The 16,333-nt window shown below is 65.6% G+C and carries 11 protein-coding genes; 2 read left to right on the top strand and 9 right to left on the bottom strand.

The features are described from left to right. Positions 1-85: 85 nt before the first annotated feature. The 6 genes from LLW23_RS11175 to LLW23_RS11150 all read right to left on the bottom strand — a co-directional run bounded on the left by LLW23_RS11175 (position 86) and on the right by LLW23_RS11150 (position 7,381). A complete protein-coding gene (locus LLW23_RS11175; protein ID WP_228945528.1) occupies positions 86-736 on the bottom strand; it encodes an HAD-IA family hydrolase in 651 nt (216 codons plus the stop codon). Positions 737-782: 46 nt separating this feature from the next. Further along, positions 783-1,871 carry a DUF2855 family protein gene (locus tag LLW23_RS11170; RefSeq protein WP_228945526.1) on the bottom strand — a complete coding sequence of 363 codons (1,089 nt, stop codon included), beginning with the start codon at positions 1,869-1,871 and terminating at the stop codon, positions 783-785. A gap of 31 nt (positions 1,872-1,902) precedes the next feature. Continuing rightward, positions 1,903-2,823, bottom strand: a complete 921-nt coding sequence (locus tag LLW23_RS11165; protein WP_228948552.1) for an SMP-30/gluconolactonase/LRE family protein — start codon at positions 2,821-2,823, stop codon at positions 1,903-1,905. A gap of 89 nt (positions 2,824-2,912) precedes the next feature. Then, positions 2,913-3,686, bottom strand: coding sequence for a class II aldolase/adducin family protein (locus LLW23_RS11160; protein ID WP_228945524.1), 774 nt, complete (start codon positions 3,684-3,686; stop codon positions 2,913-2,915). 282 nt (positions 3,687-3,968) lie between these two features. Continuing rightward, the gene (locus LLW23_RS11155; protein ID WP_228945522.1) at positions 3,969-5,003 is read right to left on the bottom strand and encodes an alcohol dehydrogenase family protein; all 1,035 of its coding nucleotides are present in this window, start codon (positions 5,001-5,003) and stop codon (positions 3,969-3,971) included. A 65-nt stretch (positions 5,004-5,068) separates the two neighbouring features. Then, positions 5,069-7,381 (bottom strand): TonB-dependent receptor, encoded by a 2,313-nt coding sequence (locus LLW23_RS11150; RefSeq protein WP_228945520.1) that lies wholly within the window; start codon positions 7,379-7,381, stop codon positions 5,069-5,071. Positions 7,382-7,647: 266 nt separating this feature from the next. Here LLW23_RS11150 and clpB point away from each other — a divergent pair, with 266 nt between their 5' ends. Further along, positions 7,648-10,227, top strand: coding sequence for an ATP-dependent chaperone ClpB (gene clpB, locus LLW23_RS11145; protein ID WP_228945518.1), 2,580 nt, complete (start codon positions 7,648-7,650; stop codon positions 10,225-10,227). A gap of 73 nt (positions 10,228-10,300) precedes the next feature. On the opposite strand, the gene LLW23_RS11140 is transcribed toward clpB, so the two are convergent. Continuing rightward, positions 10,301-10,549 carry a hypothetical protein gene (locus tag LLW23_RS11140; protein ID WP_228945517.1) on the bottom strand — a complete coding sequence of 83 codons (249 nt, stop codon included), beginning with the start codon at positions 10,547-10,549 and terminating at the stop codon, positions 10,301-10,303. Positions 10,550-10,731: 182 nt separating this feature from the next. Further along, positions 10,732-11,886 carry an aspartyl/asparaginyl beta-hydroxylase domain-containing protein gene (locus LLW23_RS11135; protein WP_228945516.1) on the bottom strand — a complete coding sequence of 385 codons (1,155 nt, stop codon included), beginning with the start codon at positions 11,884-11,886 and terminating at the stop codon, positions 10,732-10,734. A 110-nt stretch (positions 11,887-11,996) separates the two neighbouring features. On the opposite strand from LLW23_RS11135, the gene LLW23_RS11130 reads away from it, so the two are divergent. Beyond that, positions 11,997-13,010 carry a hypothetical protein gene (locus LLW23_RS11130; RefSeq protein WP_228945515.1) on the top strand — a complete coding sequence of 338 codons (1,014 nt, stop codon included), beginning with the start codon at positions 11,997-11,999 and terminating at the stop codon, positions 13,008-13,010. Between the two features lie 94 nt (positions 13,011-13,104). Here the strand turns inward: LLW23_RS11130 and LLW23_RS11125 are convergent, their stop codons facing one another. Then, positions 13,105-16,167 carry a TonB-dependent receptor domain-containing protein gene (locus tag LLW23_RS11125; RefSeq protein WP_228945514.1) on the bottom strand — a complete coding sequence of 1,021 codons (3,063 nt, stop codon included), beginning with the start codon at positions 16,165-16,167 and terminating at the stop codon, positions 13,105-13,107. Between the last annotated feature and the right edge of the window lie 166 nt (positions 16,168-16,333).

The raw sequence follows: 16,333 nt of genomic DNA, 5'->3' as shown, positions 1-16,333 counted from the left end.
GTGAGAACCCGTATCGAGACACATGTCCCTCGATACGCCATCTCGACTTCGCTCGATGGCTACTCGGGACGAACGGAGTAGCTGCCTAAAAAACCCCGCGCTCAACCCCAAGCGCATCCGCCAGATCATCCAGCGCCTGCGCCTCCCCCGTCACCTTGATCGCATGCATCCCGAGCGTCGCCGCTGGCTTGCAGTTGATCCCGAGGTCATCGAGGTACACGCAATCCGCCGCGGGCTTGCCGAGGTGATCGAGCATCATCTCGTAGATGCGCGGATCGGGCTTGCGGATGCCGATCTTGCTCGATTCGATCACATGATCAAACCGCGCCAGCACGTCGGCGACTCTCGCTGCCTTCTCCGCGCTGCGCGACATGCCCGCGCCTTCGCCGGCGGGGACGTTGTTGGTGATACAGCCCAGCTTGTAGCCGTTCGCCTTCAGCCAATCGAGCGCATGCACCATCCGCGGCCGAATATCGCCCGACAGCAGCGCCAGCACATCCTGCCCGCGCAGTTCGTAGCCGAGCGCGGCGGCTTCGTCGGCGAACTGCGCGTCGAAGCCGCTCGCGCCGATCTCCGCGCGCTCGAACAGGGCCCAGGCGTTGGTGTCAGGATTGGTCGCGTTGATCCGGCGGACCAGATCGTGCGGCAGGCCGCGCTCGCGCTCCATCCGGTTGAACGCCTCGAACGGCGACGAGGTGACCACCCCGCCGAAATCGAAAATCACTGTATCGCGCATGAGTTGGCCATGCCGCGCCACGCCGCGAGGCGCAAGCGCGCCCGGATCAGGGCCGGATCAAGATCGCTCGGCGCGGATCGGCGCGGTCGCTGACCATGTCGCTCCACGCCTGCTTCGCGGCGTCGGCACCGGCGCGCTCGTCGAACGCTACCAGTGACGGCGCGACAGCGAGGAACCCGTCCCACGCCTCAGCAAGCCGCGCGCGCACCGTGGCGCCCCCCCAGTCGGCGTTGCGCTTGGCGAGGCGGGCCGGCGCGAAGAAGCCGCTGCGCTGGACGCCGGCGGCGACCGGCGTCGCATCCCAATGCGTGAAGCCGACGACGAGATCGAACACGAGCCGTTCACCGAACGCGGCGCGCACCGCGGCGACGACCGAGCCATCATTGGCGAAATCGACCAGGACCGCCTTGTCGCCAAGGGTACCGTCGATCGCATCGTAGGTGACGACCGCATCGTAGAGCCCCGTCTCGGCGACGAACGCTCTGCTGCGCGGCGAGGTGAGCGCGACGAGGAGCGGGCGGTCGCCATCGCGCGCCTGCATCGCGTGCGCGAACGCCAGCGCGGTCTTGCTCGACGCGGCGGTAACGAGCACCGCGTCGGCGCCATGATCGCCCTCGTCGATCAACTGGTCGGCAATCAGCCAGCCAGTGATGTAGAGCGGACGCCACACCGGCCACAGCCGCTCGTCGCTGCCGGCGAACCCATCGAGCGCGGCGATCCGCTGATAGCTGTTGTAGAGCGCGGGCAGCTTCGCGCGGCGGGCGCTTACCTCTGTGAAGCCGACGCCGTCGACGCGGCCGGGCTGCATCACGGCATGGCTGGCGAGCGGCCAATAGCCGTAGAAGCGGTCGCCTTCTGCGATGCCCACCGCGCTCGATCGCGTGACGGTCGCGAAGCCCCAGACCGGGACGCGGCCGGGCGCATGACGCTCGGCGAAGAAGTCCCAATAGCCCGCGTCCTTGCCCAGAAACGGCGTTGGCGCGCCGAGCGCGGCATAAGTGACGTTGTTGGCGGTAAGCGCGGCGAGATCGAGCGCGAACTCGGCGTCGCCCTCGGCGAGCGCCGGCGCTTCGACGTCGGTCAGCCAGGCTCGGGTGATGTCCGCGCGATCGATCTCAAGCGCCCAGCCGCTCATGCCATTCTCCTACGTGCCTGCACGACCAGGCTCAATATTCCAGCTTCAACCCCGGCCTATTCCACCGCGTCTTCACCAGCCGGCCGGTGCCCGACAGCGTCAGATACGCATCCTGCATGTCCTCGCCGCCGAAGCAGATGTTGGTGGTGAAGATGTCGTCGGTCTTCACGAACTCGACCAGCTCGCCCTCGGGGGAGATCACGCTGATGCCGCATTCGCCGATCGTCGCGACGCACACGTTGCCCGACGCTTCGACCGCGAGCGAATCAAAGAACTTCCAGCCGGCCGGGCGATAGACCGGGATGCCCGGCCCGCCGACGCCCGCGGTCGCATCGACCTTGCCCGGCTCGGTCACGGCGAACTTCATCAGCCGGCAGGTGTAGGTTTCGGCGGCGTAGAGCCACTTGCCGTCAGGCGAGAGGCCGCAGCCATTGGGGTTGTTCGAGGGGAAGACGACTTCCTCGATATGGCTGCCATCGGCCTTGGCGTAGAAGATCCCGACCACGTCGTGGACGCGTTTCTTGTGATCCATCTTGCCGTGATCGGTGAACCAGAAGCCGCCGTGCTTGTCGAACACCAGATCGTTCGGCCCGCGCAGGATGCAGCCGTGATCGCCCGACTTGTACAGCACCTCGACCGCGCCAGTCGCGGGATCGATGCGCTCGATTCGGCCGCCCGAGTAATCGCTGGCGATGCCGCCGGGGGCGAGCATGCCGTTATTCTCGTGCCACTCGAACCCGCCGTTGTTGCAGCAATACAGCATTCCGTCCGGCCCGAGTGCGAGGCCATTGGGGCCACCGCCGGGCGTGGCGATCGTTTCCTTCGTGCCGTCGGGGTGAACGCGAGTAATCCGGCCGGGCTCGATCTCGACCAGCGCGATGCTGCCGTCGGGCATGAACACCGGGCCTTCGGGAAAGCGCAAGCCATCCGCCACGAGCGTGAAATCCGCCATCATCCTCTCCTCTTGCCGGCGCCGCGCTCGCGCCGCCTTGCTTGACGGCTACATTCACGAGCACGGCGGCTAGGGCAAGGCCGGCGCGATCAGTTGCGGAAGCTGGGGTCGATCCGGTCGAGCTTGCGGAGCAGCGCTGGCCACGCAAGCTTCTCGGCGAGCTTGCCCATGCCAGCCGGCGCGCTTTGCCCGGCGACCTTCTCTTCCACGCCCTGCGGCGGGGTGTTGAGATTCTCGCGGCCGGCCGACAGCATCAGCACCTGCGCTTCGCACGCGCGCTCGAGGAAGTAGAGCCGCAGGAAGCACGACGCGACGCTGTCGCCCACCGCGAGCGTACCGTGATTGCGCAGGATCATCGCATGCTTGTCACCGATGTCGGCGACCAGCCGCTCACGCTCGTCGAGGTCGGTCGCGATGCCTTCATAGTTGTGATAGGCGACATTGTGCTGCGCGATCATCGCGGTCTGCGTGTGCGGCAGCAACCCGAACTCCATCGCGCTCACCGCCTGGCCGTGCGGCGTGTGCAGATGCATCACCGCGGCGGCATCCTCGCGCGCCATGTGGATCGCCGAGTGGATCGTGAAGCCGGCAGGGTTCACCGGATGCGTCGTCGGCCCGACCGGCTTGCCCTCGACGTCGATCTTGACGAGGCTCGACGCGGTGATTTCCTCGAACATCATGTCGTACGGGTTAATCAGGAAATGATGCTCGGGCCCCGGCACGCGCGCCGACAAATGCGTGAAGATCAGATCGTCCCAGCCATACATCGCCACCAGCCGGTAAGCGGCCGCGAGATCGACCCGCGCCTCCCATTCGCCGGGGACGTACTGCGGGGTGCTATCGACCGATGCCAGTGTGGCCATGACATACTCTCCTGATTGCGCTTTGCGGCCGATCATAACGGTTTGCCGGTGCAGGGGCAAACACGGCCGGCGCGGCGGCGTGAGCGGCACCGTCGCGGACGATTGCAAAAAACGAATGTTGAGGAAGTTGAGGCGCTCGCGCGTTTTTCTCCAACAACCTCAACATTCGCGTGGCGGGCGAGCGAGCGGGCTAGAGGGCGGACGGTGAGCATCCCCGCGATTAGATCACGATGGCGCCGTGTAGGACAGCCTGAGCGAGTCCCGCCCCGGCTCAAGCCATGGTCATTCCGGCGACATCACCACCTTCAACGCCTCGCGCCGGTCGAGGATCGCATAGGCCTCCGTCCCCTCCGACAGCGGCAGGCGGTGCGAGATATAGCTTTCGGGCTTGAGCTGCCCCTTTTGCACCATCGGGATCAGTTCCTGCCACCAATGCGGCACCGAACACGTGCCCGTCCGGAACGTCAGCCCCTGCGCGAAGGCGCGCTCCATCGGGAAGGGGAAGCGGCGCGTCTGGTTGACGCCGAGGCACGACACCGTGCCCCATTTGCCCACCAGCCGCAGCGCCAGATCGATCGTCGCATCCGCGCCGACCGCCTCGATCACGCTGCTGCACTTGAGCCCCTTGGTATCCTCCTTGATCGTCTCGACCGCGACGTTCGGATCGACCCCGATCGCGCCCAGCCCTTCGGCAATCGCGCGCCGCTCGGGCACCAGATCGATCGCATAGACGCGCCCGGCGCCCATCGCGAAACACCCTTCCACCGCCATCAGCCCGATCGGCCCCAGCCCGACCACCGCGACGCTCGCGCCCGGCTTGATGTCGGCATTGCGCACCGCCATCCAGCTCGTCGGCAATGCGTCGGTCAGCATCAATGCCTGTTCGTAGGACACGCCGTCCGGGATGCGCCGCGCGTTGACGTCGCCAGCCGGCACGCGCACCGCCTCGGCCTGACTCCCTTGCAGCGCGGCGGAGAGCCCGTAGCAGCCCGAGCCGTTGTTCTCGCATTCGTGCACCCGGCCCGCGAGGCACCCCGGGCACGCGCCACACCCGACCGCGGCGGAGATCATCACCCGGTCGCCCGAGCGCAGGTTGCGGACTGCCCTGCCCGTCTCGACCACCTCGCCGACCGCCTCGTGCCCGACGCAGAAGCCGATATCGTCGGAGAAGCCATGGCCGTGATAGATGTGCAGATCGCTGCCGCAGATCGCGCAATGCTTCACGCGGACGAGCACGTCGCAATCGTCCTGCAGCACGGCGTCGTCGGTCGATCCATATTGGATGTCCCGCGCCCCGAAATAGCGCAACGCCTTCATGCCGCCTCTCCCACGCAACTAAGTCAGACGACTTGTTTACGCAGGAGAGGTTGGCGTCAAGCCGATCAGAGCCCCGTCTTGAGGCTCACGAACACCTGCCGCGGCGCGCCGATCAGCAGCGTCTGGTTGTCGCCCGAATTGCCGAAGCCGTTCGAGCCGATCGTCGCGACATAATCCTTGTCGAACAAATTGGTCGCGTTGAGCTGCAGCTCGACCTTGCGGCCCCCGGCGACGGTGAGCCGCACGCCGGCCGAAGCGTCGGCGATCAGGCGGCCGGGCACCGACTGATCGTTGCTGTAGGTGAAGAAGCGCTTGCTCATATAGTTCGCGCCGATCCGGCCGAAGACCAGATCATTGTCGAACGTCAGCTCGCCGAACGCGATGTGGCGTGGTGCATCGACGACCGTCTTGTCCTCGATCGCGACGCCGCCGAACAACGAGCCGTCGGCGTTGCGGATGTTGTTCTGATATTTTGACACGTTGTACGCGTAAGAGGCGAAGGCGCCGAAGCCTTCGGGCAAGCGCAGTTGCGCGGTCGCTTCGACGCCATCGGAGCGCACGCCGCCGACGTTGCGCAGGATCGCGGGATTGCCGACGATGCCCGCGCCATTGGCGAAGCCGAGGAGGCGGTTGCGGAAATCGATGTGGTAGCCGGCGAGCGAGCCGCTGAACCGCCCGGCCTTGATCCGGCCGCCGAGCTCGTACGTGTCGGACTGTTCGGGCTTCAGCCCGCCGAGCCCGTCGAACCCGGCCTGGGTCGTCGCGAACGGCCCGCCGGTGGCGGACGCGGTGAAGGCGCGCGTCACCTGGCTGAACCCGCCGAAGATTTCGGCCTGATCGTTGACCGTCAAGGTGAAGCCGGCGCGCGGCTGGAACCAGTCGGTCGTCTTGATCTTGCCCGAGGCGAGGCTGCCCGCGGTGAGCGGCCGCGCCGTGGCGCGCACGTCATAGCCCTTCCAGCCCAGCTCAACCGTCAGCGCGCCGAGCGGCACGCGCGCCTGCACGAAATACTGCGCGGTATCGGTCTGGTAGCGATAATCCCACTGCGTCGCGAAGGCGCCGAGCGGGAAATCGAGTGCGTCGCGCGTCGGCTCGGTGCGGCTGTCGAGGCCGTAGAAGCGCCGCGCCTGGCGGAAATCGTTGCGCTCGTACCAGCCACCGACCGTAATCTCGGCAATGCCGGCGACGTTGGTGCCGACGTTGCCGAACACGCCCTTGCGGCGGATGTCGTATTCGGTGGTGCGGACCGAGATCGGCGCGCCCGACGGCGAGGGCACATAGGGCGTGAACCACAAGCCGCGGCCGTGATTGTCGTGATAATAAGCGCGCAGCACGCCCTTTACCGTCGCGTCGCGCTCGGTTTCGAGGCCGACCGAGGCGAGATAGTCGGTGCGCAAGCCCGCGGCGTCGAAATAGGCATCGTCGGCGTTGGCGAACGGCGCGGGATAGGTCGTGCCTGCCGCTGGGTTGAGCTTGGGCGCGCCGGTGTAATTGGTGTTGGCGCCGACATCGGCGACCTGCACGGCGGTGCGATAATCGTTGGAGATGTTGTCCCAACCATACCCCAGCCGCCGGATCATATCGAGCGACATGTCCTGGTAATCCTGCTCGCGCCGGTCCGAAAAATCGAACGTGCCGACGAGCCGGACCGCGCCGAGCGGCGCGACCGCCTTGGCATTTATCTGATGCTGGCGCTGCGAACCGAAGCCCTTGTACTTGTCGGTATCGAGATAGCCGTAGGAGACATAGGCGCTCGGGCCGTCGGCGCCGAGCACGCCGGTGTCGAGCCGCACGAATGCGCGCACCGTCTCCTCGCTGCCATAGGTGGCGTTCGCCGAGAGGCCAACGACGTCCTTGGGATCGGACGAGAGGAATTCGATCGTGCCGCCAAGGTTGTTCGTCGCCTGCGTGCCGATCGCGCCCGAGCCCTGCGCCACGCGGACCTGGCCGATGTTTTCGGACGAGATCGCGCGGCTGATGTGCAGGCCATTGGTGTTGCCGTAGCTGCCATCGCCCAGCGGGATGCCGTCGAGCGTGAAGCCGAGCTGGTTCTGGTTGAAGCCGCGGATCGACACGCGCTGCGACCATTCGTACGCGCCGAACGCATCGGCCGACTGGAAGTTGACGCCGGGGAGCTTCTGGATCGCCTTCAGCGGGCTCGTCGCCGGGATGAGCAGGTCGAAATCCTGCGGCGCGAGCTGCTGAACCTGCTGCGTCACGCCGCGACCGATCACGACGATGTCTTCGCCGGCTTCGTCGACGGGCGTTTCATCGGCGGGAGCCGCGGCGTCGGCAACGGGCGCATCCTCGGGCGCCGCGATCGCGAGCGTCGGCCAGGAAGCACTCGCGAGCAGCGCGAGCGCGAACATCTTCTTCATCGGATTTCCCCTTATGCGGCGATCTTTGCGCCGGCTCTTCTCGGTCGCGCTAGCAATGCTTTGTTACGCAGCGGCGTTGTTTCGGTGGCGGAACGGCGTCCGTTTCGTGAACGATAAGTGACGGCGGGATTTGGCGCCGGAGCAGCCAGCAAGGCAGGTTTCCGTCACTGGACGGCACGATGCCGCGTCACCATGTTTGTCGAACCCACACTCTTGTGTTGCATATGGGCAACACTATCTGATGCTCGAAGGAAACAGGGATACCCATGAACCTCGAGAAATTCACCGACCGCGCCAAAGGCTTCCTCCAGTCGGCGCAGACCGTTGCGATCCGCATGAGCCATCAGCAGATCGCGCCCGAGCATGTGCTCAAGGCGCTGCTGGAGGACGAGCAGGGCATGGCCGCGGGGCTGATCAAGGCCGCTGGCGGCGATGCGCCGCGCGCCGTGAGCGAGACCGATCTGGCGCTGGCCAAGCTGCCGGTCGTGAGCGGATCGGGCGCGCAATCGACGCCCGGGCTCAACAACGATGCCGTGCGTGTGCTCGATCAGGCCGAGCAGATCGCGCAGAAGGCGGGCGACAGCTATGTCACCGTCGAGCGGCTGCTCGTCGCGCTAGCGCTCAGCCCCACGACGCCCGCGGGCAAGGCGCTGCAGGCCGCGGGTGTGCGGGCCGATGCGCTCAACACCGCCATCAACGACCTGCGCGGCGGGCGCACCGCCGACACCGCCTCCGCCGAAGATCGCTACGACGCGCTGAAGAAGTTCGCGCGCGACCTCACTCAGGCGGCGCGTGACGGCAAGCTCGATCCGGTGATCGGCCGCGATGAGGAAATCCGCCGCACGATCCAGGTGCTGGCGCGGCGCACCAAGAACAACCCAGTGCTGATCGGTGAACCCGGCGTCGGCAAGACGGCGATCGCCGAGGGCCTCGCGCTGCGCATCGCCAATGGCGACGTGCCCGACGGGCTCAAGGGCAAGACGCTGATGGCGCTCGACATGGGCGCGCTGATCGCCGGCGCCAAATATCGCGGCGAATTCGAGGAGCGGCTGAAGGGCGTCATCGACGAGGTGAAGGCCGCCGAGGGTGATGTCGTGCTGTTCATCGACGAGATGCACCAGCTGATCGGCGCCGGGAAATCCGAAGGCGCGATGGACGCAGGGAATCTTCTCAAGCCGGCGCTCGCGCGCGGCGAGCTGCATTGCGTCGGTGCGACCACGCTCGACGAATATCGCAAGTACGTCGAGAAAGATCCCGCGTTGCAGCGCCGCTTCCAGCCGGTGTTTGTCGGCGAGCCGACGGTCGAGGATACGATCTCGATCCTGCGCGGGCTGAAGGAAAAGTACGAGCTGCACCACGGCGTGCGCATCACCGATGGCGCCTTGGTCTCGGCGGCGACGCTGTCGAACCGCTACATCACCGATCGTTTCCTGCCCGACAAGGCGATCGACCTGATGGACGAGGCCGCAAGCCGCATCCGCATGGAAGTCGAGAGCAAGCCCGAGGAGATCGAGACGCTCGACCGCCGCATCCTGCGGCTGAAGATCGAGCGCGAGGGGCTGAAGCGCGAGTCCGACGAAGCGTCGCAGGACCGGCTGGGGAAGATCGAGGGCGAACTCGCCAATCTCGAACAGCAATCGGCCGAGCTGACGCAGCGCTGGCAGGCCGAGAAGGACAAGATCGCCGGCGAGGCGAAGCTGAAGGAGCAGCTCGACGCCGCGCGGCTCGAGCTCGAACAGGCGCAGCGGCAGGGCGATCTCGGCAAGGCGGGCGAGCTATCCTATGGCCGCATCCCGGCGCTCGAGAAGCAACTCGCCGAAGCCGCGGGCGCGACCAAGGGCGCGATGCTGCGTGAAGAGGTGATGCCCGAGGATATCGCGGGCGTCGTCGCGCGCTGGACCGGGATTCCGGTCGAACGCATGCTTGAAGGCGAGCGCGACAAGTTGCTCAAGATGGAGGAGGCGATCGGCAAGCGCGTCATCGGCCAGGCCGATGCCGTCCGCGCCGTATCCACCGCGGTGCGGCGCGCGCGCGCCGGATTGCAGGATCCGAACCGCCCGCTCGGCTCGTTCCTGTTCCTCGGGCCGACGGGCGTCGGCAAGACCGAGCTGACCAAGGCACTCGCCGAATTCCTGTTCGATGATCCCAACGCAATGGTGCGGATCGACATGAGCGAATTCATGGAGAAGCATGCCGTATCGCGACTGATCGGCGCGCCGCCGGGCTATGTCGGCTATGAGGAAGGCGGCGTGCTGACCGAGGCGGTGCGGCGCCGGCCGTATCAGGTCGTGCTGTTCGACGAGGTCGAGAAGGCGCACGGCGACGTGTTCAACGTGCTGCTGCAGGTGCTCGACGACGGACGGCTGACCGACGGCCAGGGGCGCACGGTCGATTTTGCGAACACGATCATCATCCTGACGTCGAACCTCGGCAGCCAGTATCTCGCCAACTTGGGCGAGAATGACACGGTCGAGACGGTCGAGCCGCAAGTCATGGACGTGGTGCGCGCGCACTTCCGGCCGGAATTCCTCAACCGGCTCGACGAGATCATCCTGTTCCATCGGCTGGGGCAGGCGCACATGGGGCCGATCGTCGACATCCAGGTGTCGCGCGTCGACAAGCTGCTGGCGGATCGCAAGATCACGCTCGACCTCACCGATGCCGCGCGCGCATGGCTCGGCCGCGTGGGCTACGATCCGGTCTATGGTGCGCGACCGCTGAAGCGCGCGGTGCAGCGCTATCTGCAAGATCCGCTCGCCGACCTGATCCTGCGCGGCGCGGTGAAGGACGGCGCGCGCGTGGCGGTGGACGAGGGCGACGGGAAGCTGGTGTTGGTGGTGGGCTGAGCATCAGCCGAGCGGCAGGATCGGGGTGGTTACCGATCCTGCCGTTTTTCTGACGAGCCTTGACGGCGCGCGTTTACTGACCCGACGGGCGGCCGGTGCTGTAATCCACGACTGCACGCGCGACGCCATTGCCCGCTTCGGCCAGGCGGCGCCACTCGCCCCTGGTCTTGCAGACACGCTCCTTGCGGACAATCGAGCCGGTCACCTCGATGCGGCGACAACGCACTTCGTCGTTCGGGTTGGTAGTTGCAGAGGTCGCAGCCGGCACGGCGGCCGCCTGAAGCAAGATCGTCCATGACAACGCCGTCGTAAACATCTTCATGCCCTCCGTCCAATGGCCGCAACGGTTCGATAGACTGTGACGCTATCGGTCGCGCTGCGAAACCCGGTCCCTAACGATTTCAGGTCCGTAACAGACCGTGGCCCTCATGCCAATTGCCCGACATAGTGGTGCTACGCGGACATTAGCCTCTCCGGCACCGGGAAACCGACCGGTTGCTTCAATCAAGCCGCCGACAATGTTGCGGTTTTCGCCGCAGGACTCGTCAACGCGTCGATCGTTTCGCAATAGTCCGCCACCGTTGCTTGTTCTTCGGCCGACAAGTGCGGGTTCCAGACGTCGAAGATCAGCACCGCGCGCATCTCATCGCTGTCGTTCCACGCTTCGTGTTCGATCGTATCGTCGAACGCGAACGGCCGGCCCTCGACCCACTCGCGCGTCTCCCCCCCGACCCGGAAGCCGCAGCCCGGCGGGACGATCAACGGCAAGTGGACGATCGCGCGCGTGTTGGTGACGCCGGTATGCGGGGGAATGCGGGTGCGCGGCTTCAGCATCGAGAAGAACGCACTCGGCGCCCGCCCGGGGATATGCGCGCTCGGCAGCGCAGCAAGCGCCGCTGCAGTTACCGGGCAGCGATCGAGCACCGGCGTGTTGGGCCGGCCATATTCCCACAGGAAGCACGCGCCCCAATCGAGATTGTGGTTCAACTGGCCCCATTGCCCGCCGGATACGCCGCGCTCCATGCGGACATAGGGAATCAGATCATCGCCCGGCTCAGCAAGCAATGCCTGCAACTCGCCCCTGATCGCATCGGTCTGCGACGCCAGCTGCGCGAACCAGGGGAAGTGATGATCGTCGAAGAATTCGTCCGGTGGCAGAAACGGATAATAAAGCCCGGCGCAGACATTCTGATACACCCGGCGCTGACCCAGGACATGATCGACGAAGGCTGCGGCGCGGCGGCGCGGCGTTTGTTCCAGCGCCGCTATCCGCGGGCCCAGCTTGCTGCGTACCGGCGTGATCGTCGCATCATTCTGTGCCGCGCAATAGGCGCGGGCATGATCGAGCAACTCCAGCAAGGCCGGGGCCGGATCGGCGATCTGCTCGCCGAGCTGGATCACCGCAGTCCAGCGGATCATCGCTTCGCGGGTGTCCTCCGCCCGCTCATGCCATTGCGCCAGCCGTACCAGCGCCGGGAAATCCCGCGCGTCGAGCTCTAGCGCGCCCTCAAGCGCGGCGCGCTCTCCGGCGTGATCGTCCATCAGGCGACTGGCGTGCGCCAAGTTGCGCCACAGGCTGCCCGCCGTGGGATCAAGCTTGATCGCACTTCTGAAGAGTTCGGCCGCCGCTGCTGCATTTCCGGCCTTCAGTGCTGCCAAGCCGCGACTATTTGCTTCCTGTGACGACAACGACATGGCCGGAGCGTAACCAACCGGGGGGCGCATGAAAAGAGCGTGCCGGTCATCGGCGCGATCGTTATCAATGTCGTATGAAATCACCGGATGCGTTCGATCCTGCCGATCCCACATGGCTCGCGCACCGTTACGATCCCGCCGACGACCGTGTCATGTACCGCCACCTGCCGCGGGCGATGCACCGGGACGGTCCTTTCCTTACCGATGAGCTTGTCGGCGATCGCCCCAAGACAATCCTTGCTCGGTCGGAGGCGGTGAGCGCGGCGCGCAGCAATGCGGCGCCAGTCAACTTCGTCTTTCACTCGGCGTTCTGCGCATCGACGATGCTGGTTCGTGCTTTCGACACGCCGGGCGTATCGATGGGACTGTCGGAGCCCGTGCTGTTGAACGACGTCGTCGGCATTCATCGACGTGGTGAGCGAACCGGCGCGGACCTCGCGCGGCTGCTCGACGAAGCCGTCACGCTGCTGGCGCGGCGCTGGTCCGCTGGCGAGCATGTCGTCATCAAGCCATCGAACATCCTGTGCGGGCTGCAGCGACCGCTGCTGGCGCTGCGCCCCGATGCGCATGCGATCCTGCTCTTTGCGCCGCTGCGTACCTTCCTGATCTCGGTCGCGCGCAAGGGTTTATGGTGTCGGCTGTGGGTGCGCGAGCTGCTTCAGGGCTTGATCCGGGACGGCCTGATCGACTTCGGCTTTGCGCCGGCTGATTACTTTCGCCTCAGTGACCTACAGGTCGCCGCGGTCGGTTGGCTTGCGCAGCATCGGCAGTTCGCGGCGCTTGCAACGCAGTTCCCCGCGCGCATCCGCACGATCGAGTCCGAGCGATTGTTGAGCAACCCAGATGGCGCACTGCGTGCGGCGGCAGCGCTGTTCGGCGTTTCGGATATTGACGCCGTGGCGATGAACCCCGCCCTCGTGCGCCACAGCAAATCCGGGGTCGCTTTCTCGGCGTCCGATCGCGCCGACGAGCACGCCGCCGCGCTGGCCGCCCATGGTGATGAGATCGACAAGGTTCATGCTTGGGCGCTGACTCTGGCCGAGACCGCCGGCGTGGCGATGACATTGCCGCTGCCGCTGCTCGACTGAGCATCGGGGCAGACGCCCACGCGAAGCAGATCGCAAAAGGCACAAAAAAAGGCGGGCATCGCTGCCCGCCTCCTTTTGTCGTGTTTGTATCAGATCAGAAGCGAACCTTCGCACCTGCAACGAAGCGGCGGCCGATCGCGTCGTACGTCGACGGGAAGGTGTTGCCGCTGTTGAACGTGGTCGAGCCAGCTTCGCCGCCGACCAGCGGTGGCTCCTGGTCGAGCAGGTTCTGCACACCGAAGGTGAAGGTGTAGTTCTCGCCGACGTTCGCGCGAACGGTCAGGTCGAAATAGTCCTTACCCGAGATGCGGTTAAAGTCGACCTGCCGACCAGCGAGGCTGCCTGCGCTTGCCGGCAATGCGCCGGTGAAGAGCGTGCGTGCATTGGCAGCAAAGCCACGCAGGTCGAAGTCGTCCGCCAGGCCTTCGTACTCGACCCCACTGAGGTGACGCCACAGCAGCGAGACGTCGACCGCCTCGAACGTGAGCGTACCGCGCACCGACCACTGCCACTCAGGGATCGGCTGGCCGCAGTTGGCCGAGAAGTAACCGACGCAGTCACGGTCGTAACCACCCGAGACTGCCTGGAACTTCGACTTCTCCGTCCAGTTACCCGCAGCGGCGAGGCTCAGCTTCGTGAAGCCGAGGTCGTGCGAATAGTTGACCGTGACATCGACGCCGCTGGTCTCCAGCTTGCCGAGGTTCGACAGCGAGAGGAACAGACCCGGAGTCGTGTTCGGATCGCCGGCAAGATCGCCGTCGAGCGGGTCACGACGGATGATCGTGCACGCTTCCGTCTGCGAAGCGCCAGCGGCTGGCGAGCGTGGGTTCGCACCGAAGCAAGCCGAAATCGCGTCGCCCGGCGTTGGCTGGGTGATCGCACCGTTGATCTTGATGTTGTAGTAATCGGCCGAGATCGACAGGCGCGGCGCGAACGTCGGGGTGAACACCACGCCGGCCGTCCAGCTGGTCGAGGTTTCCGGCTGCAGGTTGATGTTGCCACCACCGGTCTGAGCTGCCTGGCCCGCCGTCGGCTGCGAGATCGAGTCGACGTTGGATGCCGAAGCACCCTGCGCAAGGCAGATCGCGCGCAGTTCACCGGTCGGGTTCGGGTTGATCCGCACGCCGGCGTCGTTGAACGTGGCGCAGGGATCATCGCTGAGGTTGGTCAGGCCCGTGTTCACTGGCGAGAACAGCTCGGCGATGTTCGGTGCACGGACAGCGCGGGCGTAGTTACCGCGGACCTTGAAGCCGTCCACGGGGGTCCAGCTACCGGCTGCCTTCCAGGTCGTCGTGTTGAAGCCGGGATCACCAGCTGCATCGATGTCGTACTTGGAATAGCGAATGCCGCCCTCGATCGTCAGATCCTGGAAGAAGGGCTTGTCCGACACGAGCGGCACGATGATTTCGCCGATCGCTTCGTACACGTTGTAGCCACCAGCGATATTCGGCGCTGCGCCACCGGCGCCGCCCAGATCACCGCCTGCTGCCAGCGTATCGGATTCCTGCGACGCGGTGTACTTGCGATATTCGCCACCGACCGCGAACGAGATCGGGTTGCTGGCGAACGGGCTAGCTACGCCGAAGTCACCACTCACCGTGCCACGCATCTGCGCCATCGTGGTCTTGGTGCGAACCGTCGAATTTTCGCTCAGGAAGTCGAGCGCTGCCGGGGTGAACGACGCATTGTTCTCGGCTCCGAACCAGTTGACTGGAACGCAGCCCGCCGCGGTGCCATCGAAGCATGCGGTAGTGCTGTTCGCCAGGAAGCTGTCCCGAACGCGCGAGTTAAGCGTGTAGCCCTGGATCACCTGCAGGTTCTCGGACTCGCCGTACGAACCGAACATGTCCCAATCGATCGACTCAGTGATACCGCCGCGCGCACCGGCACGGTAATCGAAGAACGTCGTGGTGTACTCGCTGATGCGCGGCCCAACTTCAGTCGCGCGGCGCGAGAGATTGCTGGTGACCGTGCGATAGCCAGCCTGACCCGGCGTCAGCGCCGGGTTGGAGGCCGCAAGGCAGGTGGCCTCGTCAATGCCGTTCGCGCCGCAGAAGCTATTACGCAGCGAAGCGGTGAGGAACGGGTTGTTGAGCGGGATTTGAACCGGGATGCCGAAGGCGCCCGACGGTGCGATGATCGTCTCGACGGTGTTCTTCGAGAAAATGCCGCGGCTGTAGACTTCGACCGCATCGCTCACTTCGTAGTTCGCGGCGCCGTACATGTTGTAGCGCTCGAACGGCGTCTGATACACGTTGTACGGGTTGAAGTTGAAGGCGGTGAATGCCGTGGTCGGGTTGAACGCCGTGCCCGCTGCATTAACCTGACGCGTGCCCTGGCCCGGAAGCGAGAAGCGCGACGGGACCGCAGTACCCGAACCGCCGCCGCCGCCGCTTGCCGAGCTGAGGCCGAAGCGGCCATAGTCGCGCGAACCCTGATAGAGCGGATCGGCTTCCTGGTAGCCGATGCTGAGCACTGCGTTGCCGCGGCCGTCATCGAAGTTCGCGCCGACCGTCAGATCCGCGCGGAACACGTTGCCGTCGCCCTGCTCGCTGATCTGCTCGGAAAGGTTGAGCTCGATGCCCGAAAAATCGCGGCGGGTGATGAAGTTCACGACGCCCGACACGGCGTCAGCGCCGTAGGTGGTCGATGCACCACCGGTCAGAACGTCGACGCGCTCGATCAGCGCGAGCGGCACGTTGTTAAGATCGAAGCGGCCGTTCAGTTCGGCCGGCACCAGGCGGACGCCATCGAGCAGGACGACGTTGCGGTTCGAACCGAGGTTGCGCAGGTTGACGAACGATGCGCCGCCGTTGCCGTTGTTGACGGCCGAGCCGATCGACGGGGTGATGCCCGGGATTTCGCGCAGCAGCTCTTCAGCGACGTTGGCCTGCTGAAGATCAATTTCGTCGGCGCCGACGACCTTGACCGGGGTGGCCTGCACCAGGTTCGGGTTCTTGATCAGCGTACCGGTAACGACGATGTCGCCCGTCGACGTCTCTTCGGTGACCGCACCCTCCTGGGTGACGACGCCCGGAGCGGGTGCGCCCGGCGTGGTGGTCGAATCGACGCTCTGCGCGAATGCCGAGGTCGACGCCATGGCGGCGCCGACGAGCAGCGTCGTCGTCAGTAGGCGCGAACGATAATTGATGCGCATGTATGTTTCCCTTTTGATGCCCCGGTCGAACCCGGCTTCTGCGGCTTTTCCCATCGTGTGATTGGCTCGCACCAAACCACATGGTCAGAGGGCTAATCAGGAAACTTACTGCCTGCAACGTCCGCTCGACACTTGCGCAACATTGCGGCGCGGGTGTTACAGTAAA

Source organism: Sphingomonas radiodurans (genome assembly GCF_020866845.1).
Classification (GTDB): Bacteria; Pseudomonadota; Alphaproteobacteria; order Sphingomonadales; family Sphingomonadaceae; genus Sphingomonas; species Sphingomonas radiodurans.
Note: the sequence above shows the minus strand (reverse complement) of the source record. Positions and strands in the feature narration are given on the sequence as shown.